Annotated in this window: 21 protein-coding genes; 9 read left to right on the top strand and 12 right to left on the bottom strand. The window is 56.5% G+C overall.

What is annotated here, in order from left to right; translation table 11 throughout:
- Window positions 1–399 precede the first annotated feature (399 nt).
- Window positions 400–1,233 carry a cysteine hydrolase gene (locus RUESEDTHA_RS18535; RefSeq protein WP_180888149.1) on the bottom strand — a complete coding sequence of 278 codons (834 nt, stop codon included), beginning with the start codon at window positions 1,231–1,233 and terminating at the stop codon, window positions 400–402.
- A gap of 127 nt (window positions 1,234–1,360) precedes the next feature.
- Between RUESEDTHA_RS18535 and RUESEDTHA_RS18530 the strand changes: the two genes are divergently transcribed.
- Window positions 1,361–2,275: an AraC family transcriptional regulator gene (locus tag RUESEDTHA_RS18530; protein ID WP_180888148.1), complete on the top strand. Its 915-nt coding sequence runs from the start codon at window positions 1,361–1,363 to the stop codon at window positions 2,273–2,275.
- 11 nt (window positions 2,276–2,286) lie between these two features.
- On the opposite strand, the gene RUESEDTHA_RS18525 is transcribed toward RUESEDTHA_RS18530, so the two are convergent.
- The 8 genes from RUESEDTHA_RS18525 to nthB all read right to left on the bottom strand — a co-directional run bounded on the left by RUESEDTHA_RS18525 (window position 2,287) and on the right by nthB (window position 8,607).
- Window positions 2,287–3,432 carry a PLP-dependent aspartate aminotransferase family protein gene (locus RUESEDTHA_RS18525; protein ID WP_180888147.1) on the bottom strand — a complete coding sequence of 382 codons (1,146 nt, stop codon included), beginning with the start codon at window positions 3,430–3,432 and terminating at the stop codon, window positions 2,287–2,289.
- Window positions 3,422–4,294: a DUF2877 domain-containing protein gene (locus tag RUESEDTHA_RS18520; RefSeq protein WP_180888146.1), complete on the bottom strand. Its 873-nt coding sequence runs from the start codon at window positions 4,292–4,294 to the stop codon at window positions 3,422–3,424. Before RUESEDTHA_RS18520 ends, RUESEDTHA_RS18525 begins: the two co-directional genes overlap by 11 nt.
- Window positions 4,269–5,687: a DUF1116 domain-containing protein gene (locus RUESEDTHA_RS18515; protein WP_180888145.1), complete on the bottom strand. Its 1,419-nt coding sequence runs from the start codon at window positions 5,685–5,687 to the stop codon at window positions 4,269–4,271. Before RUESEDTHA_RS18515 ends, RUESEDTHA_RS18520 begins: the two co-directional genes overlap by 26 nt.
- Before the next feature lie 224 nt (window positions 5,688–5,911).
- On the bottom strand, window positions 5,912–6,436 hold the full coding sequence (locus RUESEDTHA_RS18510; RefSeq protein WP_180888144.1) for a DUF1097 domain-containing protein: 525 nt from the start codon (window positions 6,434–6,436) through the stop codon (window positions 5,912–5,914).
- Window positions 6,437–6,566: 130 nt separating this feature from the next.
- Complete coding sequence (locus tag RUESEDTHA_RS18505) at window positions 6,567–6,980, bottom strand: OsmC family protein (RefSeq protein WP_180888143.1); 414 nt, start codon at window positions 6,978–6,980, stop codon at window positions 6,567–6,569.
- Window positions 6,977–7,348, bottom strand: coding sequence for a nitrile hydratase accessory protein (locus tag RUESEDTHA_RS18500; RefSeq protein ID WP_219635892.1), 372 nt, complete (start codon window positions 7,346–7,348; stop codon window positions 6,977–6,979). Before RUESEDTHA_RS18500 ends, RUESEDTHA_RS18505 begins: the two co-directional genes overlap by 4 nt.
- A gap of 3 nt (window positions 7,349–7,351) precedes the next feature.
- Window positions 7,352–7,951, bottom strand: coding sequence for a nitrile hydratase subunit alpha (gene nthA / locus RUESEDTHA_RS18495; RefSeq protein WP_180888142.1), 600 nt, complete (start codon window positions 7,949–7,951; stop codon window positions 7,352–7,354).
- Complete coding sequence (gene nthB / locus RUESEDTHA_RS18490; RefSeq protein WP_180888141.1) at window positions 7,948–8,607, bottom strand: nitrile hydratase subunit beta; 660 nt, start codon at window positions 8,605–8,607, stop codon at window positions 7,948–7,950. The genes nthA and nthB overlap by 4 nt, the downstream gene beginning before the upstream one ends.
- 223 nt (window positions 8,608–8,830) lie before the next feature.
- Between nthB and RUESEDTHA_RS18485 the strand changes: the two genes are divergently transcribed.
- The 7 genes from RUESEDTHA_RS18485 (at window position 8,831) to RUESEDTHA_RS18455 (ending at window position 16,719) form a co-directional block, all read left to right on the top strand.
- On the top strand, window positions 8,831–9,631 hold the full coding sequence (locus tag RUESEDTHA_RS18485) for a phosphosulfolactate synthase (protein ID WP_180888140.1): 801 nt from the start codon (window positions 8,831–8,833) through the stop codon (window positions 9,629–9,631).
- Window positions 9,618–10,535, top strand: a complete 918-nt coding sequence (locus tag RUESEDTHA_RS18480; RefSeq protein ID WP_180888139.1) for a hypothetical protein — start codon at window positions 9,618–9,620, stop codon at window positions 10,533–10,535. The genes RUESEDTHA_RS18485 and RUESEDTHA_RS18480 overlap by 14 nt, the downstream gene beginning before the upstream one ends.
- Complete coding sequence (locus RUESEDTHA_RS18475) at window positions 10,532–11,863, top strand: adenylosuccinate lyase family protein (RefSeq protein ID WP_180888138.1); 1,332 nt, start codon at window positions 10,532–10,534, stop codon at window positions 11,861–11,863. Before RUESEDTHA_RS18480 ends, RUESEDTHA_RS18475 begins: the two co-directional genes overlap by 4 nt.
- A 43-nt stretch (window positions 11,864–11,906) precedes the next feature.
- Window positions 11,907–13,427, top strand: a complete 1,521-nt coding sequence (locus tag RUESEDTHA_RS18470; RefSeq protein ID WP_180888137.1) for a lyase family protein — start codon at window positions 11,907–11,909, stop codon at window positions 13,425–13,427.
- Window positions 13,428–13,775: 348 nt separating this feature from the next.
- Window positions 13,776–15,110, top strand: a complete 1,335-nt coding sequence (locus tag RUESEDTHA_RS18465) for an FAD-dependent oxidoreductase (RefSeq protein ID WP_219635890.1) — start codon at window positions 13,776–13,778, stop codon at window positions 15,108–15,110.
- A gap of 331 nt (window positions 15,111–15,441) precedes the next feature.
- Window positions 15,442–15,930, top strand: coding sequence for an MSMEG_0572/Sll0783 family nitrogen starvation response protein (locus RUESEDTHA_RS18460; protein WP_180888135.1), 489 nt, complete (start codon window positions 15,442–15,444; stop codon window positions 15,928–15,930).
- A gap of 108 nt (window positions 15,931–16,038) precedes the next feature.
- Window positions 16,039–16,719 (top strand): energy-coupling factor ABC transporter permease, encoded by a 681-nt coding sequence (locus RUESEDTHA_RS18455; RefSeq protein WP_180888134.1) that lies wholly within the window; start codon window positions 16,039–16,041, stop codon window positions 16,717–16,719.
- Between the two features lie 88 nt (window positions 16,720–16,807).
- Here RUESEDTHA_RS18455 and RUESEDTHA_RS18450 read toward each other — a convergent pair whose 3' ends face one another.
- From RUESEDTHA_RS18450 to RUESEDTHA_RS18440, 3 genes are read right to left on the bottom strand one after another with little or no spacing between them, the layout of a single operon-like run.
- On the bottom strand, window positions 16,808–17,971 hold the full coding sequence (locus RUESEDTHA_RS18450) for an MSMEG_0565 family glycosyltransferase (protein WP_180888133.1): 1,164 nt from the start codon (window positions 17,969–17,971) through the stop codon (window positions 16,808–16,810).
- A 22-nt stretch (window positions 17,972–17,993) separates the two neighbouring features.
- Window positions 17,994–19,586 carry a protein FdrA gene (locus tag RUESEDTHA_RS18445; RefSeq protein WP_180888132.1) on the bottom strand — a complete coding sequence of 531 codons (1,593 nt, stop codon included), beginning with the start codon at window positions 19,584–19,586 and terminating at the stop codon, window positions 17,994–17,996.
- Window positions 19,586–20,593 carry a carbamate kinase gene (locus RUESEDTHA_RS18440; RefSeq protein ID WP_180888131.1) on the bottom strand — a complete coding sequence of 336 codons (1,008 nt, stop codon included), beginning with the start codon at window positions 20,591–20,593 and terminating at the stop codon, window positions 19,586–19,588. Before RUESEDTHA_RS18440 ends, RUESEDTHA_RS18445 begins: the two co-directional genes overlap by 1 nt.
- 192 nt (window positions 20,594–20,785) lie before the next feature.
- Here RUESEDTHA_RS18440 and RUESEDTHA_RS18435 point away from each other — a divergent pair, with 192 nt between their 5' ends.
- The gene (locus RUESEDTHA_RS18435; RefSeq protein WP_180888130.1) at window positions 20,786–21,427 is read left to right on the top strand and encodes a hypothetical protein; all 642 of its coding nucleotides are present in this window, start codon (window positions 20,786–20,788) and stop codon (window positions 21,425–21,427) included.
- Window positions 21,428–21,467: the final 40 nt, after the last annotated feature.

Here is a 21,467-nt window from a genome sequence, read left to right as displayed (position 1 = left end):
AAGCCGCATGGTTTGTTGAGTTTGGATTGCGATCCACCCAGGACGCAGACATACGCCGGGTGAGATATTGTTGATATTTCCTTTAGTAGACAATGTAAACTATACGTTATGAGACTGACATCTGCAATCCCATAATTCATGCTCAGCCCCTGACGAACTCTGTACAGCGGTCACAGACGGCAAGGCGTCGAAAAAGCCGAACGGTTGTGTTGCTGAGTGCCGGAACAGCAATACACCGGTGAAATGTGGGGAGTGTCTTCAAAGTGGTTTTCACGGTCGCGCAAGTGCTTATGCGCTTTACCTGTGGCGTCAGCCAAATCAGGTAACTTTCGCAGGACTTAGACCATAAAAAAGACAAGCCGACCGACCCGGGCCACCGGCTTGTCCGGAGTTAGTATATTACGATGCAGCCTTGATCTGCTCGACCGCTTCTTGGGTGGTCCAGACTGCGTTTGCCATGTAGCGGAAGTTGGTCAATGCCGCCAGATATCCGTCGCCCTCGGGCAGCTTGGCAGCGGCTGTCGCGTCTTTGACCACAGCGACTTCGAACCCGTCTTCCAGCAGTTCGCGCAGATGGCTTTCGGTGCAAAGGTTGGCGGACATTCCGGCCAGAATTACCTGATCGACACCGGCTTTGCGCAGTTGCAGCGACAAGTCGTTGGTATCGTTGCCGTAAACCTTGTGAGGTGAGGTCACAATGGTTTTGCCGTCGTCGATGTATTTCTTGTACTGCGGCATCCAGTCCGCGCCAGAGTTTTCAAACCCGTCGATGATCAGCGGACCTTTGCGGTCGAACATGCCAATCTTGTGCATCAGTTTTTCCAGCGCACCTTCAAATTTCCAACCGTGGTCTGTGGGGTAGTAATAGTGAGGTGACACAGCGACCGTAATGTCGGCATCCTTGGCGTTTTTGAACAGGGTCTCGATATTCTCGACGGTGTTGTGCTCTTGTACACTTGCGCCGATAACGCCCCAGGTGACGCCTTCGGGGTGCAAAAAGTCGATTTGCGGGTCCGTCACAACCAAAGCTGCGCGGCTCAGGTCCAATTTCATGTCCGAAGGGGGCAGAGCGGGTTCTGCGGGATCAGCATAGGGATTGGCGCTTTCGGCCTGAGCCGACCCGGCTGAAACCGCGGCTGCTGCGGTGGCTGCGGTTGCGGCCAATCCGCCTCTCAGAGCGGCCCGACGAGAGATATGTTTCTGCTTGGGATCATGATCGTGACAATCGCACATAGTGTGTCTCCTCTAATGCGTTTCGATAGATTTAACGTAGGAAGAGTGATGTATCATTTCGTCTGAAATTCGGTATAAATGAGATGCAGGTGTATCATTTCGTCCGAAATCCGGGTAAGTTCGGGACATGAAATATGATTTTGTTTTCGATCAGCTGGATATCTCGGCCGAACCTTTCGCGGTGTGTGAAATCAAGGGGGACTGCGAGGTTTCTTTGGGACAGGATGTCGGGGCAACGCTGCACTATATCCTAAGCGGTGAGGGCACGCTTTCGCTCCGTTCTGGCCCCCCGATTCCCATCGTGCCTGGCACCTTGGTTCTGGTTCCTTCGCTGCAAAGTCATTCCCTCAGAAGTTTCGGGACGTCCAGTCGCCCATTACCGCAATGCAACCCCGCCGAACTGAAGCTGCGGCACATACTGGCCTTTTCCGACAATTCGTCTGACGGGGGGCAGGTGACAGCAATCTGCGCGCGGGTGAAGGTTGGGTTGCGGGGTGCAATGGATGTGATTGATTTGGTTCGGACCCCCATTGTCGAAGTGATCGGCGAGGGCAGCGTTCTCAGTTCCGCAATTGATGTTTTACTGTCTGAACTCAGTAATCCTGCACTCGGCAGCAAGGCGATGATCCGCGCGGTTCTGATCCAGTGCATGATCGAAATGCTGCGCAGGCGGCTAAAGTCCGAAGATGGTGATTTGCGTTGGATGGCCGCGTTGCGCGATCCGATGGTTTGGGATGCGCTTCGGGTCATGCTTGATACGCCCGGCGATCCGCACACCGTAGAATCGTTGGCCGCGCGTGTTGGCATGAGCCGATCCGCCTTTGCCCAGCGGTTTACAGCAGCTTATGGAAGCGGGCCGATCGAACTGCTGCGGGATCTGCGGTTGCGTCATGCTGCGAACTTGTTGACGACAACGGATCTGCCGGTGAAACGGATCGCACATCAGGTCGGGTTCAACAGCCGGACGGCCTTTAGCAGGGTGTTTGAGCAACGCACCGGTGAAAGCCCCAACCAATTCCGCAAATCGCATCGGGCCGGATAGGTGGGTGGCACTTATTCGAGAGTTGACTTAGACAATGCGGCCCGAATGTCTTCGATCAGATCGTCAGCATGTTCCAGCCCGGCGTGAAGCCTTACCTGCGGGTGATCTTGGCTGGTTAGGCCGCTTTTGGGTTGAAGGGCCAGCGCAAGGCTTTCGAACCCACCCCACGATGCGCCAATTGCAAAGAGTTTCAAGGTGTCGACAAAGACCTCGGGGTCAAATCCGTCGGCAAGGCTCAGGCTCAGCAATCCGTTCACGCCGCTTGCATCACGCGCCCAGATGTTGTGGCCGGGGTGGTCTGCAAGACCAGGGTGCCAAACGCGTTTCACCTCAGGTCGTTCGACCAGCCAGGTTGCAATTTGCTGACTTGTCGCTGCGTGACGATCCAGTCGGAGGGAAAGTGTGCGCAGGCCACGCAAACAGGCATAGGCTTCATCGGGTGCAAGCAATTGTCCTGTCCTAAGCGTATGTGCTCGCAATGGTGCGCTGGCATCCCCTTTCGACACGGCGGCCCCGATCATCGTGTCCGCGTGGCCGCTCAGGTATTTGGTGCCTGAGATGATCGACACGTCGCAGCCAAGGCACAGCGGCTGATACAACCATCCCGATCCATATGTATTGTCTGCCACGACCGTCAGGTTCAGATCCTTCGCGCTGTCGCACAACGCGCGAAGATCCATCACCTTGAATGTCAGCGATGTCGGGGATTCAACCAGCACAAGCTTTGTGTTGGGCTTGAGATACGGCGACAGATCGGTTGCATCCCAGGGGATTGAAGAAAAACTGACATCCATCTGCGCAAGGTAATCCCGGCAGAAACTTTGACTGGCGTGGAAAGCCTCATCAACCATTAACATGTGATCCCCGGGACGCAGGAATGCCGACAGGGTTGTGGTGATTGCCGCAACGCCGGACGGATACAGATAACACGCATCCCCCTGTTCCAGATCACAAAGCGCCGCAGATAGCGCATGAGCCGTGGATGTCCCGCGCCGCCCATACGAGACGACATGGTCGTCCGTTTCCCGGCGCTCCTTGGCATCCCGAAATGTGGACATAGTGTCATGCAAAATGGTCGATGCCCGTTCGATCGACGGGTTTGCAGGGCCGGGCAGGGGGCCACGGCCATAGTGGATCAGTTTGGTATCACGGCGCATCGACGTGCTGTGGTGTTTCCGGGCTATTGATCGGGCGCCAATACAGTCTTGCCGCAAGGCTGAGACCTGTCAACAAGGCCACACCGGATGAGTGACCGATCCGGCTTAGGTCGTCCACCGCCCGCATCAACTCCGACTTGAGGCGTTGCGCGGGCAAGGGGCGAATTTCAAGCGACAACTTGAGGGCAAGGCGGATCAGATCATGGACGGGCTGGATGCTTTGACCCCGCGCGGTCCATTTCAGGAATGCCCGGCTCAAATCATTTGTTTTGGCGTTCAATGCGACGCCAAGTAGATCCTTGACCGGTCTTCCGCTCCAGGCGTGAAATAGCAGCAGGCCGGCCAATACATCATCTCCACTGGGGGTAAGACCATCGCCCCGGCCCTGAAGAATATTGCGGGCACCATCCAGATCATCAGCATGAAGCGCAGACGTCAGCGCAGCAAACACTGGCAGAATATCCTGTGGTATGTTGCGTGATTTGTACAAACCAGCCAGCACCGGGATTGCCAAAGCCAAGTCGCCAGGTCGAGGGTTGAACGGGGAAAAGCGTGTGGCGGATTTCAGCGAAATGGAAACGGGGCCGATATCCAGCGCGTTCGATCGAATCGTGACCGGGGTGCCGTCATTGGGCTTTGGTGGTGCGTGCTTGAGAACCAAATGCAGGGGACCTGCCGGGATTGCCGGGCTACCAACTGCAAAAATTCGCTGTTTCTCGTCTTTGACGTAAAATCCTGACGAGAACGTGGCGATTACTTCGGCGTTGAGAGCAGAGCCTTCGTGGGCGACGGGTACGCCGTCGCCCACAGTGTCAGCCAGATAAACCGGCGAGACTTCAGGATATGCGGCGGTCAAGGTCAAGCAGAGCATCCACGAAGCATTTTACCGGCGCCCATGCGACTCCGGCGCCAACCTGTCCGGTGCCGTCCGAAACGTGAATGATACCTGTATTCACGGCCGGTGTGATCGACAATTCGGCAACCTTTCGTACGTCCACGCCAACCGGCGTGCCGACGTTGTCCAGAATAGGCAGCCGGAACCGGGTGCTTTCCCCGGCACAGATTCGCTGCATACTTTGTGTTGCGGCTATCGCGTCCGACATGCGGCCGCCCAAAAAGCCTGCTACTGCAGGAGAGTTCGCCGCCGCAGGGCCACCCAACCCGATCAATTCCAGAACGGCACTATCGCCAATATCGGGTGCGCTGGTTTCCGGCCCTTGGCCCGGATAGTACAGCGCATCCTGAATCGGGGGCGAATCCGTAATGAACCAGCTTCCGTCCTTGCCCGGCAGGCGTACGCCATAGGTCGCGCCATTGCGGCTCATGGTGGTCACGATGCTTGAGTTTTCGACATCTGCCGCAGAATCGACCAGCGATTTCGCTGCCGCCATTGCGACGTTGAGGAACATCAGGTGATTGCCACTGAGGAACGTGGCAACCTCTGTTGCGCGGTCGTGATCGCTGGCGACCAGATGGGGCAACAGGTCACGCAGGAATAGGTTGGTGGTGGCCTGAACCCGCATGTGGACATCGTCGCCCATCGGAACGCCCTGAGCCGCCAGAGACAATACGTCGATCGGACCCTTAGCCTGAAGAGCCTTGGCCAGAACCGGCCCGACCGCGTCGCGCAGGAACCGCAACCGTTCGATGGCATTGTCGTTGTCGACACCGAACCATGCAACCTCGCCCGAGCCCTGATTCACGCTGGAAAAGGTGGTGGTGCCACCAAATTCGTTCTCAATGACATAGACCGGGGCAGACGGCCCGATTGACGTCGCCATAGGCACCACGGTCGCACTTTCGTTGGCCGGTTTCAGTTCTACCTCTCCGGATGCCGCAAGCTTTTCTGCTGCATCGACGTCCTTTGCCCAGCCCTCGGCGACAATGGCCGCCTTTATCGAGCGTTGCAGCGGATTGGGCATGTCGTTCCACGCAATCGACGGCCCGCAGTGCAGGATCGTGCGCTCGCCCATATTCGGGATGACAGAACCGGCGCGATCTATGCCCTTAAGCATCGGTACGCCTTCGTTGATGCGGTGGATGACTTCGGCGTTGGCCTTGTCCACGATATCGGACTTGGGGCCAAGCAAACGGCCCAGGGCGGCAACGACATCTGCGTCGCCTCCGCCGGGGATGCGCCAGTCCACGCCGACGACGGATGCGCCCTGATCGCGGGCCGAGGTCTCGAATAGGGGCAGGCCGATATTAACGATGCTGACGCTTTCGGGCAGTTTCACGATGGGCGCGGCGGTCATGTGGGCGATTCCTTTCGGTGGGGATCGTAATTTATAGGAAATAGATAATTACCTATAGTGATCATGTCAAACTTTATCGGAAACACACCCCAACAAGGGGCTTGGTGTTGTCGCCTTTCAAAGTGCTTTGGGCCCGGGCGGGTGGAGCACCCGGACCCAAAGCGGATGCCAGTTCAACCATTTGGGATCGAGCGGGTCGGAACAGGCATCATCCGGTCAAGTCTTCAGGCTTCGTTGGTCATGGCCGATCCCCATGTACCTGAAATCATGCCACAAATAGCCCCGGCGATAATCGACAGCGGCATCAAGATGATCTGGTTTTCCAGACTGGCCGAGGTCAGCACCGCGGTACTCATGACATCGGGGGTCTGCAACAGATAGGCGTAGGAACTGGCGATTCCGAACACCGTGCAGGGAATGGCCGAAAACAGCTGGGTCTTTGCAGCCAGTACGGCAACCGCAACACCCAGATTCACCACAATCGCGGCCCAAAGCGGCAATCCAAGCGCGCCTGCAAGCGGAACATTCAGGATGATCAGCGTCGAAACCCATGCGATCACGCAGCCGAAAATGCCGCAGACCACGATGTTCTTAAAAGCTGCTCCATCCGCGCCGAACGCGAAAAAGCCTCCCCATACGGCAAATGCGGCCCAAATCAGGAAGAATCCGCTAAGCGGGCCCAGGGCAAGATAGGTTGCTATGGCCCCTGTGACGGGGATGCTTATGGCTAACGCATTCAAACTTTTCACGATCAGTCTCCTATTCTGTTGGTACAGCGGCATCAGGCCACTGAATGGCGTGCAGATTGGCTCTGCTTTTTCTGAGATTGTTTGCAGGCCCGCCCATTAGGGGCGGATCATGGCGCTGACTGTGGCCGGATCACGCTGCGCCGGGCGCGATGGGTGTTGACTTGATGTGAATGTCCGGGGCGGTCTTGAGTGTATTGGTGACATAGCAAACCCGCTCGGCCGCCCGGATGATGCCGTCGATTTGCGAAGGGTCGCAGCCCAGTTGGCTGGATATGGTGATGGACGCGTATTTGGGCCCGTCATAGACACCTGTGACCGAGACCTTCAGATCCGTTAGTTCAACAGATCGTTTGCGTGCACAAAAGGCGATGGCGACTGTGAAACAGGACGCCACCGATGCCAGTAGGACCGAGGTAGGTTCAGGGCCAAGATCCGTGCCGCCGACCGAGGGGGGTTCATCGACCGTAACCGAGAACCCGCCCATATCGACGTCACAGCACAGGCCGCCGCGCCACGTGCTTTCTACTGTTTTCTGGCCGCTCAATGCGTGTGTCCGTGATCATGATCATGGTGGTGATCATGACCATGCGGCCGTTTGCAGAAATCCTCGGTCAGAGAGTCGATGTCCTGTTTTGATAACAGGCCATTGTTGACGACCAGAGATTCCAGCGTCGCAAACCACCGTTCATAGTAGCGATACGGTGTCTCGATACTGTCATGATCCTTTTCATACTCGGCGATCGCGGCAATCAGACCGTGCTGGAAATCGGTCCAGTCGAATACGCCCTGATCGGCCAAGGCCGCAGCCATGCCAAAGGCACGGCTTTCCCAGGGTTCTTCAAAGACCAGCTCTCCGTTCGAGCGGGGCAGGGGCGTTTTGGACTCGGGGCCCAGACTATCTATCATGGCCATGGATCAGCCTGCCGTAACCTGTGCAACGCCAACCATGGCATCGCGTGAGACCAGCTTGGCCAATTCATCCTCGGACAGGCCCTCGGTTCCTTCAGGGCGCATGGGTAGGATGAAATAGCGGTTTTCGGCACTAGAATCCCAGACAGTGATCTCCACGCTGTCCGGCAGGTCCAGGCCCATCTCTTTGAGCAGGGCGCGGGGTTCGCGGACCGAGCGTGCCCGATAAGCCGGATCCTTGTACCAGTTCGGGGGCAGACCAAGCAGCGGCCATGGATAACACGAACACAGGGTGCACACGACCATGTTGTGCATCTCGGGCGTATTCTCGACCACAACGATGTGTTCGCCCTGCGGCCCGCCAAAGCCCAGTTCTTTGCAGGCTTCGGTTCCGTCCGCCAGCAAACGTTTCCTATAATCATCGTCAACCCAGGCCTTCGCCACTACTTTGGCGCCGTTCATTGGGCCTACATCGTTGACATAGCGGTTGATGAAGCCGTCCAGAACATTCGGATCAACAAGGCCACGTTCGACGAGCAAAGCTTCAAGAGCTTCGACGCGGATTTGCGGCGACGGGTAGTCTTCGGAACGAGGTAGCTCGGTCATGCGGCCTCCATATAGCTTTCGAACAGGTCAATGCGGACCTTGGATTTTTCGGCGCCTTCGCCCCACAGCTCGGTCGAGTCGAATTCGACGGTGTAGACGTGCTGTGGATCTTCGCCGGTGAAATGCGCGGTGCTGTCCGGCAGCACGGCTGCAGGGCGTCGGGCAATCACCGTTCCGGTGCGGCCCCGCACATAGGCTGGCAAACGGGTGTGGCCCGATTTTCGCAGGGATGAGGCTCGGATTGTCTGGCCTGCTTCGAATTTCGGAGTGTCTTCAATTTCACGCAAAGATCCCGCGCCACCCCTTTCATACTGGGGTTTCTGGGTCTCGACGTCTGCGGGTTCGTCGACTTTTTCGCCTTGCATGACGCGCGCCCGTGCCGCCACCGCGCCGGGGGGCAGAATGCCGCTGTCCACGCACAGCAACTCGGCCGTGCTGATCCAGCGTCCGTAATAACCTTCGGACAGATAATCAACGGGATGCAGACGTTCCAACCCGTGACGGAACGCGTCAAGGTTGGTTCCCGACACGCCCATCGAGGCCAGACTCAGGGCAAATGCGCGCGCCTCCCAATCTTCTTTGAACACCGGCTCGTTGGGGTCGATTTCGACGCTTCCCCAGCCTTGGGTTCCTCCCATGTCATGTATTCCATCCATGAATCGCCTCCCTTTGTTTGATCGAAAAGGTACGGGCAAACGATGCAATGTGTCAACTATACGAAATGAACATTACTTTAGAGAAATATATACCAGGTGCTGGGCCGCAGATCGTCCGCTAACAAAGGGATTGACCAAATTTATTATACGAAATACATTAAGTCGTATCCGTAACGACCATGTCGCATGGTATTGTTCAGCATAATTAATGAGGATTAATAACATGCTTGCCGATCCCAGCCCGTGTTTCCTCGATCTTGCACCGCGCAGTCCCAAGCCCAGAATGGCTGGTCTGACGCATGTTTTGGACAAAGGCTGTACCGTTTCGCACACGCGGGATGTCATTCAGCAGGCGGCGGGGATGATTGATATCTGGAAGTTCGGCTGGGGCATTTCCTATATCGATCCGAATGTGCGCACCAAGGTTGCCGAACTGCGCGAGGCGGGAATCAAGACCTGCACCGGCGGCACCCTTATGGAAATTTCGCGTCTTCAGGATCAGGTTGGACCTATGCTGAGATTCGCGGCAGAGGTTGGGTTTGATTGCGTCGAAATCTCGGATGGTGCATCGGAAATACCAGTTGCAGAGAAGCAGGCGTTGATTTCCCGCGCCCGCGACACCGGGTTCGAGGTTCTGGCAGAGGTTGGCAGCAAAGACCCCAACCAGACCGCCGATGCTGAAGATTGGATTGCCGAGATCGAGGGTGACTTGGCCGCAGGGGCCAGCTGGATCGTAGCCGAAGGGCGCGAGAGCGGTACGGTAGGTCTCTATCAATCCGACGGCCGTGCCCGTTGCACCTTGATCGAGGCTTTGATGCGCAGCGAGTATGCCGACAAGATGATCTTTGAGGCCCCGCGCCGGGATCAGCAGGTATTGTTGATCTCGCATTTCGGGTCCGAGGTGAATCTGGGCAATATTCAACTGGACGAAGTGCTTGGGCTTGAAACGCTGCGCCTGGGTTTGCGCGCGGACACCATGCGAACCGAGCATGTTAAAAAGGCTGGCGCGGATGTTCGACTTTGACGCCTCGGCCCGCAATATTGTTCCGAACCGATACCGGCAGGTTGCGCTTTCGACGGATTTGACCAGCCTTGACCCCGATTGGCTGATCGCACACTTCACAGGCCGCGAAGCCTATATGCGCACCCGTTTCATTGTTGCGCGCAAGGGGCAGGAAACCACTCTGCTTGAGGTGGACCGAGAAAACGATACGGACCTGTTTTCTCCGATCACCGCTGTTCGTGTGCTGGCCGAGCCGCAGGATTGTTTGTACGTCACCGATAATTGGGCGGATGCGGGCATTCCCTCGCATTTGGCGGCTGTGGCCGACCGGCACCCCGGCTTTAGATGTGTCGTGATCGAGGGCCGGTATTCCCATGTCAGCTTTATCCTGAACCCCGATCCCATCCGGTTGCATGTTCTGGATATCGTGCCGCCGTTTCCATCTAAGTTGGTGGATCAGGTGACGCGAGTGCTGGACGGAGCTGAGGATTTGCCGCCGATCGTGGTCGTTCCGGTCCTGACCGACAGCCGAGAGGTGCTGGCCGATGAACGAAACCCTGTGCCGCAGCAACTGCTGGTACCATGCCGTGGGTCGGGCATTGATGTGGATAATATATCCGTGTCCTATTTGGATGAACGCCCCGCCGAGAAAGATTGGGTTCTTTTGGGATGCGAGCGGTCGGATCAGATACACAACTGGTTTTACAAAAAGCCGCCCGATCTGGTGGATACCTGCCCAAGAAAGTTTCTGCCGCAGTTATCGCAATCTGACGGACCGGTTCTGACACGTTGCTGTCTGTTGCAGGAAGGGATCGAGGATCGCGCGGACGCGGTTTTTGTGCCTTGGGGCGCGTCGCTGGATGAAGTCCGTGATGCGATTGAACTGATCGTGGAACAGACGGGGGTCGCATGGTCGCACATATGATCGATTCCGAAGTCTTCGGGCACCAGTGGACAACGGCCGAGGGGCGCGTAATATTTGATGAACCGGCCCGTGTTCGCCGTTGGGTGAGGGTCATAATTGCGCTGGCCCGCGCGCAGGCCGCGTGCGGGATCATTCCCACCGAAACCCTGCCCGCGATCGAAGGTCTGGCGCAGACCGACTTGCCAATTTCCGATATTGCACGACAGACACGGGCGACCTCGCATTCAACATTGGGCATGATCCACGTGTTGCGCGACCACCTGCCCGAGGATGTGCGAGAATACGTGTATTATGGTACCACGGTTCAGGACATAACCGACACTTCGCAGGTTCTTGAGATGCAGGCGGTCGCCCGCCTGATCTGGCGCGATCTGTGGGTCACCGAAGGTCAATTGCTAGCGCTTGCCGAACAGCATCGAACGACGCCGATGGTCGGGCGCACACACGGGCAACCCGGATCGCCAATCTCGTTTGGGTTGAAGGCGGCTGTCTGGGCGGACGAAGTCGGACGCCATTTGCAGCGATTGCAACAGGCCCATAGCCGTCTGTTTGTTGGTCAGTTGGGTGGTGCGGTCGGTTCGCTGGGCTTCTTCCGGGATAAGGCGATGCCGTTGAGGGCGCAGTTTTGCAATGAACTGAACCTGGTCGAACCGGATATCAGCTGGATCAACGCCCGCGACCGGTTTTGCGAGTTTGCACAGCTTTTGGCCATGATAACGGCCACTTTGGCGAAAATCGCCAATGAGACATTCACTCTGCAACGCAAGGAAATCGGTGAACTGGCCGAACGGACCAACCCCAATACGGTCGGCAGCATCACCATGCCGCACAAGCGCAACCCGGAATCCAGTGAACAGATCGTGGCGCTGTCGAAGCTGGTGCGGGCTGATGCGGGTGTGATGACCGAAACCATGTTGCAGGAAAACGAGCGGGATGCCCGTTCATGGAAAGTCGAATGGGCGGTTTTCCCAGAACTCTGTCAATACAGCCTTGCCGCGGCAGCAATGACGCGGGATCTGGTTGAAGGGCTGGAAGTAAACGTAGACGCAATGCGCCGTAACTTACTGCTCGAGTCCGCCTCGGAAGGTGTGTTGGCAACCCTGTCCGAAAAGCTGGGCAAACATAGCGCGCAAGCCGTCCTGCAAGACGCATACCGCAAAGTGCGCGAAGAGGGTGTGACCATACCCCAAGCGCTGTCGGATTTGGTTGAAGGGTTTGTGCCCGACAAAGACCCGAAGATCGACATCGGAGCCTCGGCTCAGATGGTGGACCGTGTTCTGGCGCGGGCAAACAGCCGCCGCAGCGATGAAAGCGAAGCCGCGTTCTAAGCAAGGCAGATGTCCCATAGGACAAGAAAAACAGGAGCCCTCAATGACCATCGCAGATGTAAAACCAGGATCGCAACGTCTGGCAGGCCCATCCGCCTCTGGCCCTGCGCAAGAGCTGATTGACGCGGGCTTTGCATGGGAAATTGCAGACGCGCCCATTTTGCACCACGGGTTAAATATCGCGGACTTGGGTCATGTGATGGACCTGATGCATCGGCAGATCATTCCGGATGATGCGGCGCGGAAACTGCTGCGGGTCTTGCTTGAGGCGCATGAAACCCCTGTCGAAGATTTCCCCTACAACGCCGCCTATGGGGAACCGTATAACTCGCGCGAGCGGCATTTTGTGTCGCAGATTGGCGATGCTGCGGGCTGGCTTCATGCAGGACGCCCGCGACGCGAGGCCGCGCGTGTTGCCCTGCGGGTTGAGATGCGCCGCCTGACCGCAGAACTGATCCGCGCGGTCAGTGCGTTTGCCGAAACGACGGCCCGGTTTGCGCAGGATCATCGGGACGTTTTGATGGCGGACCAAACCTATTTGCAACAGGCGCAACCTTCGACATTTGGGCACTATTTGCTGGCCTTCGTCCCTCCGGCCCTGCGCGATGCCGAGCGGATGCTGACCTGTCTGTCGCAGATTAACCAGAGTCCCGGCGGCGCGGGATGTGTGAACGGCACTCAATTGCTGGATGACCGTTCCTATATCGCTGACCTGATGGGTTTTGATGGTGTCATCGACCATACGCGGGACGCCATGTGGCAGACGGATACGTTCATCGACGTGCTGTCTTCGGCGGTCAGTGCCCTGTCCAATCAATCAAAACTGGCTGAAGACCTTGAGATCTGGTCCAGTCAGGAATTCGACTATGTGGATCTTGCTGGCCCTTACACCCGATCCTCGGTTCTGATGCCGCAAAAGCGCAACCCTTATTCTCTGTCCATTGTGCGGGGTGGGGGCGGGGTCCTGATCGGACGGCTCAGCGGTTTTCTGGCCGTCGTCAAAAGCCCATCAGCCCGCAGTGACAACCTGATCTTTGCCTATGGTGAAGTGCCCCGTGCGCTGGAATTCTCGGCCCGGATCAGTGACCTGATGACGGGTGTTGTCGGAACGCTCACTGTCAACCGAGAGCGCATGTGGGCGTTGCTGGAAAACAGTTTCTGCCAGGCCACGGATTTGGCCGAACACATTATGCTGACCCACAAACTCGATTACCGAATGGCCTATAACATTGTGGGTGAGGCGGTGCGAACAGCAAGTCGAGCTGGATTGAGAGGGGTGGATATAACGCCCGAGATCATATCGGACGCGGCGCAGAAGGTGGCGGGAATCTCGCTGACGCCGGATGAAAAGACGCTGAAGCAAGCCCTTGATCCACGCAATATCGTAGCCACCAGAACAGCCCCGGGCGGTGCTGCACCTGACGTCGTCTTGCAGATGGCTGAGCAGAACCGGGACATCGCCAAAAAGCTGATTCAGCAGGCCGAAGATGCGCTAAAACGATTCTCGGATGCGGAAGAGGCTTTGTTGGTCAAGGCAATGAAAGCCATTAACAATGGTGAATAAGTGAATCTTATCTTGGGGCGAGGGTCAATTGATTGCTGTCGTGATTAACACCTGCAAAACACTTTCCCCCAATTCATAGGATGGTTTTCTGAGTGTATGCTCTTAGACCGGAAATTTTCCTTAATAATATGATAAAATTTATAAAAAATAACTAACTTAACTTTCACGAGTGAGAGTAAACGTTCTGATGCCCTGAAACTCCGGGGTGGAACCGTGTGTGTTTGCCGGGAAATTTCTTCGAACTGAACGAGTACGAAAGTAAACAGAAAGCTTGACGGATAGTTTACGACTTTCTACGATACGAAATATACATACCTGATGGTAAATCGTTCGATGAGGGAGATGTCCGTGAAAATCGTGATGATCGGAGGAGGGCCTGGTGGCCTGGGCGCAGCCGGAGCAGCCAAGGGCACAGACCCCAAGGCGGAAACCATCGTCTACACACAGTTCGAGGATGTGGCGTATAGCCCCTGCGGTATTCCTTTCGTTCATGGCAAAGAGATTGACTCGTTTGATCGACTGTTTCTTGCGACCAAGGAACAGTACATGGAGCAGGGCATCGACGTTCACTACGAAACAACGGTGAATGCGATTGATCGGGCCAACAAGCGTATCAACGTGGCCGGAGAAGGCGATATTAGCTATGACAAGCTGATCCTGTGTTCTGGCTGGCGCTATAAAGAACTGGATATCCCGGGTCAGGACCTGGATGGCATCTACCGCGTCAAAAATATCCGAAGCGCGATGAACTGGGACAAGTTCCTGGACAACGTCAAAACTGCAGTGGTCGTGGAATGCGGCCCCATCGCAGTGGAAATGGTTTCGGCTATGGTTCACCGCGGCATCAAGACGACCCTGGTTGATCCGAATCCTTGGCCCATGGCCGACGTGGTGGACCCCGACATTATCGAACCTGTCCGCAAGGATTGGGAAGAGGCCGGCGTCGACATGCGTTGGGGTGAACGGGTGACAGCGTTCCGGGGGGACAAGACCGTCACTCATGTTGAAACCACGTTCGGAGATGTGCAGGCCGACATCGTTATTCTGGGAACGCCCAAGGTTCCAAACAACGATCTTGCAACTGAGGCAGGCCTGCAGATTGGCAGCACTGGTGGGATTGTTATTGATTCAAAGGGTCAGACCTCGGACCCCAATATCTATGCCGCCGGTGACTGCGCCGAGATCGTTCATGGCGTTACCAACTTGCCATTGCAGGGGCTGACCGGAAGCCATGCCTATGCGCAAGGCAAAGTGGCCGGTGTGAATGCGGCTGGGGGCGAGCGGATTTACCAGCCCGTGCATGTCCCTTGGGGCATGTTGGCCGGTGAATGGATGATCGGCGGTTTCTCCTTTGGCGAGACCACGGCCACTGCCGTTGGCATGGAATATGTCTGCGGTAAAACTACTGGCATCACCCGCGCGCGATACTATCCCGGAGTGCGCCCGATCACCGTAAAGTTGCTGGTCGATCCTAAGACGCGCGGCCTGCTGGGTGCGCAGATGGTGGGAGGCGAAGGTGTCAAGGAACGGGCGGATTTCCTTGGGGTGGCCTCTCGGGCCGGTCTGACGATTGATGCTCTGGCAACGATGGAGAATGTCTATTCTCCTGCAATCGGTGCGTTGAATGAGCCAATCCAGATTGCCGCTGCGGATGCAGTGATGAAGCTGGATGGAAAGGTCTGAGACAATGACGTTTTCCCAGTGGCTCCGAGAAAACTCTGAACATTATCTGCTTTGCGAAGCGCAAGACAAAATGGCCCGCCGCACAGGGACGAACCCACCCAACAAACCGCGCGGGATGAAAGACAGATTTTGGCGGCAGCTTGTCATACCGATCTATCACATGATGCCGTGGGGCATGAAAAAATGGTTCATGGACGTCATCCCCGGCAGCCACAAACGGCATTGGCCGCGCAAGAACTTTCGATCCAAACAATAGGGTCCATCAGGTTCGACAGGGGGCGCCGCCTCTTGGAACACTTAAAGTAAACACTACTGCAACAAGGGAGTTGAAATGCCTCAAACTGTAAAAATCGACCCGCCCAAGGAAGGTGATATCCTTTTTGATGTCGAGGAAAAAATCTTTCCGGATCACAAGGCCAATGAAGGCGACAAAGCCTATGTCTTCATGCACACCGTCCCGTTTGAAGGATCGGTTGGTCTGGTGAATATGCTGACGGCCACCCGGTTGCAGCGTAAAGGATTTGACCTGACTTTCATCCTGTATGGTCCCGGCGTTCTGATGGCGTCTGCCGCACGCGGCTATCCGGCTGTCGGCAACGAAGGTTTCCCGGGCAACTTGGGTTATAACCGTCAGCTCAAGACGCTGATCGACGAAGGCGCGACTGTCTATGCTTGCCGCTTTGCAATGGGCGCACTTTATGGGATGCGTGAAGACGATCTGATCCCCGGCGTCAAAGCCTTCAACCCGCTGGACGTTCTGGACGCCAATATCCAAGCATACCGCGAGCGCGCGCTCGTATTCTCGACCTGGACTCTCTGATCCTGGCCGATCTTGCTTAACAGTTGAGGCAACGGCCATGGCCGGATGCCTCAACCTCGCCGACCTGTGTAGTTCGTCGGCCACTCAACAAACATCGGAGGTTTGACTATGCACATTGAACCCGGAGTCGTGGTGGGCGCAAAACTGGCGCTTTCCTATGCGACCGCTGCCGGAGCGGCGGCTTATTCGCTGAAATTGTGCGCTGATACAATGCGCGATAAAGGCATCGTCAGCCTTGTTGCGCGGTCTGCAATGGCAGTTGCCGCAGTCTTTGTCTTTTTCGAGATCTTCCCGAAATACCCGGTTGGCGTATCCGAGGTGCATTTCATCCTTGGGTCAACCTTGTTCCTGATCCTCGGGGCCGGACCTGCTGCGGTCGGGTTGGCGCTGGGATTGCTTGTTCAAGGCATGATGTTCGCGCCGGCTGATCTGCCACAGTATTTCGTGAATGTGACGACCCTGCTGGTGCCGCTATTTGCCGTGTCCGCTCTGGCAAAACGTATAATTGCGCCCGACACGGCTTATGTGGATCTTTCCTATAAGCAGGCTTTGGCACTGTCGACGGCCTATCAGGGTGGCGTTGTGACCTGGGTTGCCTTCTGGGCCTTGTTTGGTCAGGGCTTTGGTGCGGCCAATCTCGCGGCTGTGGGTGCATTTGGTGTCAGCTATATGCTTGTTGTCTTGGTCGAGCCACTAATCGACCTTGCGGTTCTGGGCGCGGCCAAGGCGATGCGGGGCCTGGACGGCTCGGGTCTGGTGACGGACCGGCTGTATCAAAAATCAATCTGACGTTCTTTTCTCTTCCGACCTGTATCAGAACGTTAGATGGCCTGCCGAGTGATCGGCAGGCCATTTTTTGTTGTGAGTGGGGGGTAGTTTAGGTGGTGTAAACAGAGATGTGCTGGCGTGCAGTATTCGACCAGCTATAGCGTGCGGCCAGTTCGGGGCCGTTGGCTGTCAGGCGATCCACAGTATCCGGTTCGTCCAACAAACGGGCCATGCCTGATGCCAATGAATCGACATCCGCTGTCCGGGTCAGAATGGCATCCTGATCATGTTTGAGGAATTCATGGAACACGTCGATATCGGATGCGACAACCGGCAGCGACGCGCTGGCGGCTTCGAGAATAACCAGCCCCCAACCTTCGTTGACGGACGGAAACACGAACCCGTCCGCGGCCGAGAACCACTGTGGAAATTCTTCATCGTCGATCGTACCAAGCAAGACAACGTCTTTGCCCAGCTCAAGTCCAAGATCAGGCAATGAGCCCAGAACATCCTCGCGATAGGCGCGATAGTCCTGAAACGAATGCCCGCCGATCACCGCCAAAACCGGCGCGTCGTCACGCTCGGATTTCAATTTGGCCAGCGCGTCGATCAGGTGGCGGCTACCTTTGCGCGGCTCGATGCCACCGACGGTCAAATACATGAACCTACCGGACGAACCGTTGACCAGACCGGCGCGGGATCTGAGGTCCGAGCGTCGGTCGGCCGTGATTTCCTGTGCAAACCGCTCAGCGCGAACGCCGTTGGTCACGATCTTGGCTTCAACGCCGTAATCCTTGCGCAGAATATCCTGCCACAGCTTGCTGACTACTAGAACCTCATCCGGTTCCAGAATGGCTTGTTTTTGACAGTTGATCAGGGCTTCGGTTGTGAAATCGTCCACGTGATGAACGGTGCGGATCAGTTTAAAGCTCGCTCCGGCATCGCGAACACGTGCTGCTGCGCGGGCCGAGATGCAATCCTGACTATGGACGATATCAAAGCGATCACCCATCGCTTTGAGCCCGGCCTCCATGGCGTCGATCCAGCTAAATACCCTGTCTTCAAGCGAGTCGCGCCATTCGGGTGTCGGAACGATCTCATAGGGCACGGCCAAATCGCGAAAGAACCCGGCATCGGGTTCTCCCATTGCGATGACTGTCACGTCGATCCCCGCGTCCTGAAGGGCTTCTGCCAGTTCCAGCGTGTGGACAACACCACCACGCGGTTTGATCGAATAGGTCGTCAGGGCGACGCGGGGAAGGCTCTCAGTCATGTTTCACCGTTTTTGGTTCAGATCATCCCGATGCACCCAGGTTGGCAAAGGCCGGGTGTTCGGTGTTGGTTGTTTGAAGAGGCGTGGCCAAATCTTCGGATACGATGGACGAATCCCGTTGGACCAGCGCACATGCCGCCAATGCCGCACGGGCTGCGGTTTCCGTGACGATACAGCCGGCGTCTTCGAATGTTTTCCGTTGCCTGTCAAAAGCTTGCGGATCGCTGTCGGTGCCCAAGACATATACGACGACTGGAACGCCAGAGGCAACGATTTCGCCGGCAACGGGGGCCAGAACGCTGGCGGGATCATCATGGGCTCCGTCACCAATAACGACGTCCAGAAGAACCGCCGCAAGCGAAGTGTCGCCAATCTGTTTGCGCATGAATTCGATCCGGGCCTCGGTGTCGATCATGGGGTGCGGACGGCCATCGGTGTATTCTTCTTCACCAAGGTCCAAAAAGACATGCGCGTCAGGCGCGGCTGAGTCCAGTGTCCAGCTTTTGTTCAGCGGGATATTGGAGTGGATCGGACCAATACGCTGGGTCGCGATTGTCATCGCCTCGTAACACAGCGTGCCACCGCTATAGAGACCGGACAGGCGGGTGCGTCCGGCATCCATTCCATCTATGGTCTTGTCCAGACGTGCGGGCAGATCGCCTACGATTTCTGGTGGCGTCACTCCATGGAAGGGCAGGGTATCGCGCACGCCCTGTTCCAGAGTGTTGCAGACCTTAATGTGAAGCGGTGCCGGGATTTTATCCTGCAGGCCAATATAGGCCGCGACCATCGGTTTCTTGGGCAGGTTCACCAACATCTCGGCCACATCCTTTGACGGGGGCTTTGAGACCAGCAATATCGTTTTAGTGTCCGGATCGGCGTCCAGTGCCTTGATGGCTGATTGTGCCATCAGACCCCCGACCTCGGGCGACAAGTCCCTGCCACCAAGACCGATCACATGGGATACGCCGATGCCCCAGCGATCCAACAGGCTCATGACCTCTTGCGCGCCGGTGCCTGCGGCAGACAAAACTCCGACAGATCCTTTGTTGACACGGTTGGCGAAGGCCAGCCCAGTACCGCCAAGCATCGCGGTTCCGGCACCCGGCCCCATGACCAGCAGTCCAAGTTCCTGCGCACGCTTCTTCAGGGCAACTTCATCTTCCAACGGGACATTGTCGCTGAACAGAAGCACATTCAAACCGGCACTGAGCGCCTTGTGCGCCTCAAGCGTGGCGTAGGCACCGGGCACTGAGACAATCGCCAGATTGGAATCGGCCTGTTCCTTAACCGCCGAGGCCAGATCAGGGGCAATCTTTTCTTCATCCCCATCAGCAGCACTGGTGGCCTCGAACAGGATGCCCGACGCGGTTTCAAGTGCGGCCTTGGCCGCGTCATCGTCATCGGCGCGGACGGCAAGCACGAGGTCGTTGGCCCCGGCATTTTCCAGACCGTCTGAGGCACCTTCTTGTGCGGCTGTTTCGACATTTGCCGGGGTCGCCATGAACGCCCAACCCCACTGCACGCCATCGGCACTGAGCAGAGCGCGCGTTGCTTCAAGAAGTTTTACGCTGTCTTTATATGAGTTTTGGTGGACGGATACGAGACTGGGCATTAGGCAACTTCCTTGTTCGAGCGATCGGCAATGGCTTCATCCGTCGTGATGCAGGTTCCCACCCCACCTTCGACCACACCGCCAGAGGTTTCTGCCAGCGTGCCATACACAAGTTCCGGCGTGGTAATCGCGGCCAGGCGATTTGGGTTTGAATCATCGCCATTCACAAACTTCATAGCGGCTTCCATCTTGGGGCCCATACTGCCGGGGGGAAATTGACCGTCTTCCAGATGCTGTCGTGCCTCGGAAACCGTCAGGTTTTCTACTGCGCGCTGGGTGGGTTTTCCAAAGTCCAGCATGACCGTAGGCACACCTGTTACCATGACCAGAGCATCAGCATTTGCGGCATCAGCTATCCGTTCGGCTGCAAAATCCTTGTCGACGACCGCATCGACGCCTTTGTAAATGCCGCCGTCCTGCATGACCGGAATACCGCCGCCGCCTGCTGCGACCACGATATTGCCCGCCTCAGTCAGCTGCGCGATTGCGTTTGCCTCCAGCGTGGCTTTCGGTTCGGGCGATGGTACGACACGACGGTATCCGCGACCGGAATCCTGTATCATGGACCATCCGCGATTGGCAGAGAACTCTTTCGACTCAGCCTCGGAAAAGAAGGGGCCGATGGGTTTGGTTGGATTTTCAAAAGCGGGATCGTTCGGGTCGACAACCACATGCGTCACCACTGAAACGATGCCAGAGCATTCTTCGCCACAGATTTCGTGCATGGCAAGGGAAATGAGGCTGCCTAACGCGCCCTGTGTCATTGCGCCAAGGGCAAACAAGGGTTGCGCCGGAACAAGCTTGGCACCTTCTTCATGCTGAATTGCCAGGTTTCCAACTTGCGGACCATTTCCATGAACAATGATGATCTTCCAGCCCTGCCGCAGCAGGGACCGCACGGATTTGGCCATTGCTATTGCGTTGGCATATTGCTCTTCCTGGGTTCCGTCCTGACCTTCCTGGGTCAGGGCGTTGCCCCCCAGCGCTACGACCGCTGTTTTACTCACGACGTCCTCCCATCGTTTCATTCTTCCCAAAACGCTCCGGCGGGGCACAGAAAGCTGGCATTCGCCGTCGGAGTGTATTAAAGTGAATTAGACTTTCGGATAATTAACACCATATCGTATCCGACACAAGATAAATGTGATGTGGCTGGTTTCACCTGAGTGTTTTTCCGCCGCTAAAAGGAGGAAATGACTATGCAGGCTCCAAGCGCAGATCATCCGCGTCAATACTGGACAGAATGCGAAAGGCAGTTGTTTTCCATCTCAGCTATGGACCCCGAACAGTACAAGAAAATTGTCACTGCTATACGATCAATGTCGGACATGCTGACAGAATTCGACACGCCCGAAGCATTGGTGAAAGCCTGGCCCAAGGCCGAATCGATCTACCTTCGGGCGGCGCAAGCGTTGGGGATTGGAGCGGATTCGTTGCCGCATGGAAAAATTTCCGGCGCGGCGTTTGCGATGCGAGAGCGACGTATTTTTGAAGAAAAACAGGCATCTAAGTTCACATCCGCGATTTCCAACGCACGCCAAGCCGCAGAAGAATGGGTCATTCTGAACGAAACCGGGGATCTTTCGCATGGTCTTCTCGATCCGTATGGCTGCACCGAAATGCACCTAAGTTCCGGCCTTGCCATTGTGACAATCACTCAGCCCGGGCCTTCGGGCGCGGGGATTCTGTTTTCACTTTCTGTCATTCGGCTGGACCAGAATTCCGGTCAATTGGTCGATGCCGAGCCGGGTTTAGCAGATTGGGCCGAGTATGAGTCGGTGCCCGAATTAACCGCAGCACGGACTGGTTTGCGCCACAAGGTAAGTACCGAATGGGCGTGAACTCCAGCAAGGGCAATTGGTTCGGGATTTGTCTACTATT

It is taken from the genome of Ruegeria sp. THAF57 (assembly GCF_903914075.1).
In the GTDB taxonomy this organism is placed as follows: Bacteria; Pseudomonadota; Alphaproteobacteria; order Rhodobacterales; family Rhodobacteraceae; genus Ruegeria.
Note: the sequence above shows the minus strand (reverse complement) of the source record. Positions and strands in the feature narration are given on the sequence as shown.

What these genes read in the sequence shown, in the direction of transcription:
- RUESEDTHA_RS18535 (WP_180888149.1), bottom strand. Translation starts at nt 1,233, where the DNA reads ATGTGCGATTGTCACGATCATGATCCCAAGCAGAAACATATCTCTCGT.
- RUESEDTHA_RS18515 (WP_180888145.1), bottom strand. Translation starts at nt 5,687, where the DNA reads ATGACCGCCGCGCCCATCGTGAAACTGCCCGAAAGCGTCAGCATCGTT.
- nthA (WP_180888142.1), bottom strand. Translation starts at nt 7,951, where the DNA reads ATGACCGAGCTACCTCGTTCCGAAGACTACCCGTCGCCGCAAATCCGC.
- RUESEDTHA_RS18530 (WP_180888148.1), top strand. Translation starts at nt 1,361, where the DNA reads ATGAAATATGATTTTGTTTTCGATCAGCTGGATATCTCGGCCGAACCT.
- RUESEDTHA_RS18460 (WP_180888135.1), top strand. Translation starts at nt 15,442, where the DNA reads ATGCCTCAAACTGTAAAAATCGACCCGCCCAAGGAAGGTGATATCCTT.
- RUESEDTHA_RS18475 (WP_180888138.1), top strand. Translation starts at nt 10,532, where the DNA reads ATGATCGATTCCGAAGTCTTCGGGCACCAGTGGACAACGGCCGAGGGG.
- RUESEDTHA_RS18450 (WP_180888133.1), bottom strand. Translation starts at nt 17,971, where the DNA reads ATGACTGAGAGCCTTCCCCGCGTCGCCCTGACGACCTATTCGATCAAA.
- RUESEDTHA_RS18445 (WP_180888132.1), bottom strand. Translation starts at nt 19,586, where the DNA reads ATGCCCAGTCTCGTATCCGTCCACCAAAACTCATATAAAGACAGCGTA.
- RUESEDTHA_RS18480 (WP_180888139.1), top strand. Translation starts at nt 9,618, where the DNA reads ATGTTCGACTTTGACGCCTCGGCCCGCAATATTGTTCCGAACCGATAC.
- RUESEDTHA_RS18500 (WP_219635892.1), bottom strand. Translation starts at nt 7,348, where the DNA reads ATGGCCATGATAGATAGTCTGGGCCCCGAGTCCAAAACGCCCCTGCCC.
- RUESEDTHA_RS18455 (WP_180888134.1), top strand. Translation starts at nt 16,039, where the DNA reads ATGCACATTGAACCCGGAGTCGTGGTGGGCGCAAAACTGGCGCTTTCC.
- RUESEDTHA_RS18525 (WP_180888147.1), bottom strand. Translation starts at nt 3,432, where the DNA reads ATGCGCCGTGATACCAAACTGATCCACTATGGCCGTGGCCCCCTGCCC.
- nthB (WP_180888141.1), bottom strand. Translation starts at nt 8,607, where the DNA reads ATGGATGGAATACATGACATGGGAGGAACCCAAGGCTGGGGAAGCGTC.
- RUESEDTHA_RS18435 (WP_180888130.1), top strand. Translation starts at nt 20,786, where the DNA reads ATGCAGGCTCCAAGCGCAGATCATCCGCGTCAATACTGGACAGAATGC.
- RUESEDTHA_RS18485 (WP_180888140.1), top strand. Translation starts at nt 8,831, where the DNA reads ATGCTTGCCGATCCCAGCCCGTGTTTCCTCGATCTTGCACCGCGCAGT.
- RUESEDTHA_RS18470 (WP_180888137.1), top strand. Translation starts at nt 11,907, where the DNA reads ATGACCATCGCAGATGTAAAACCAGGATCGCAACGTCTGGCAGGCCCA.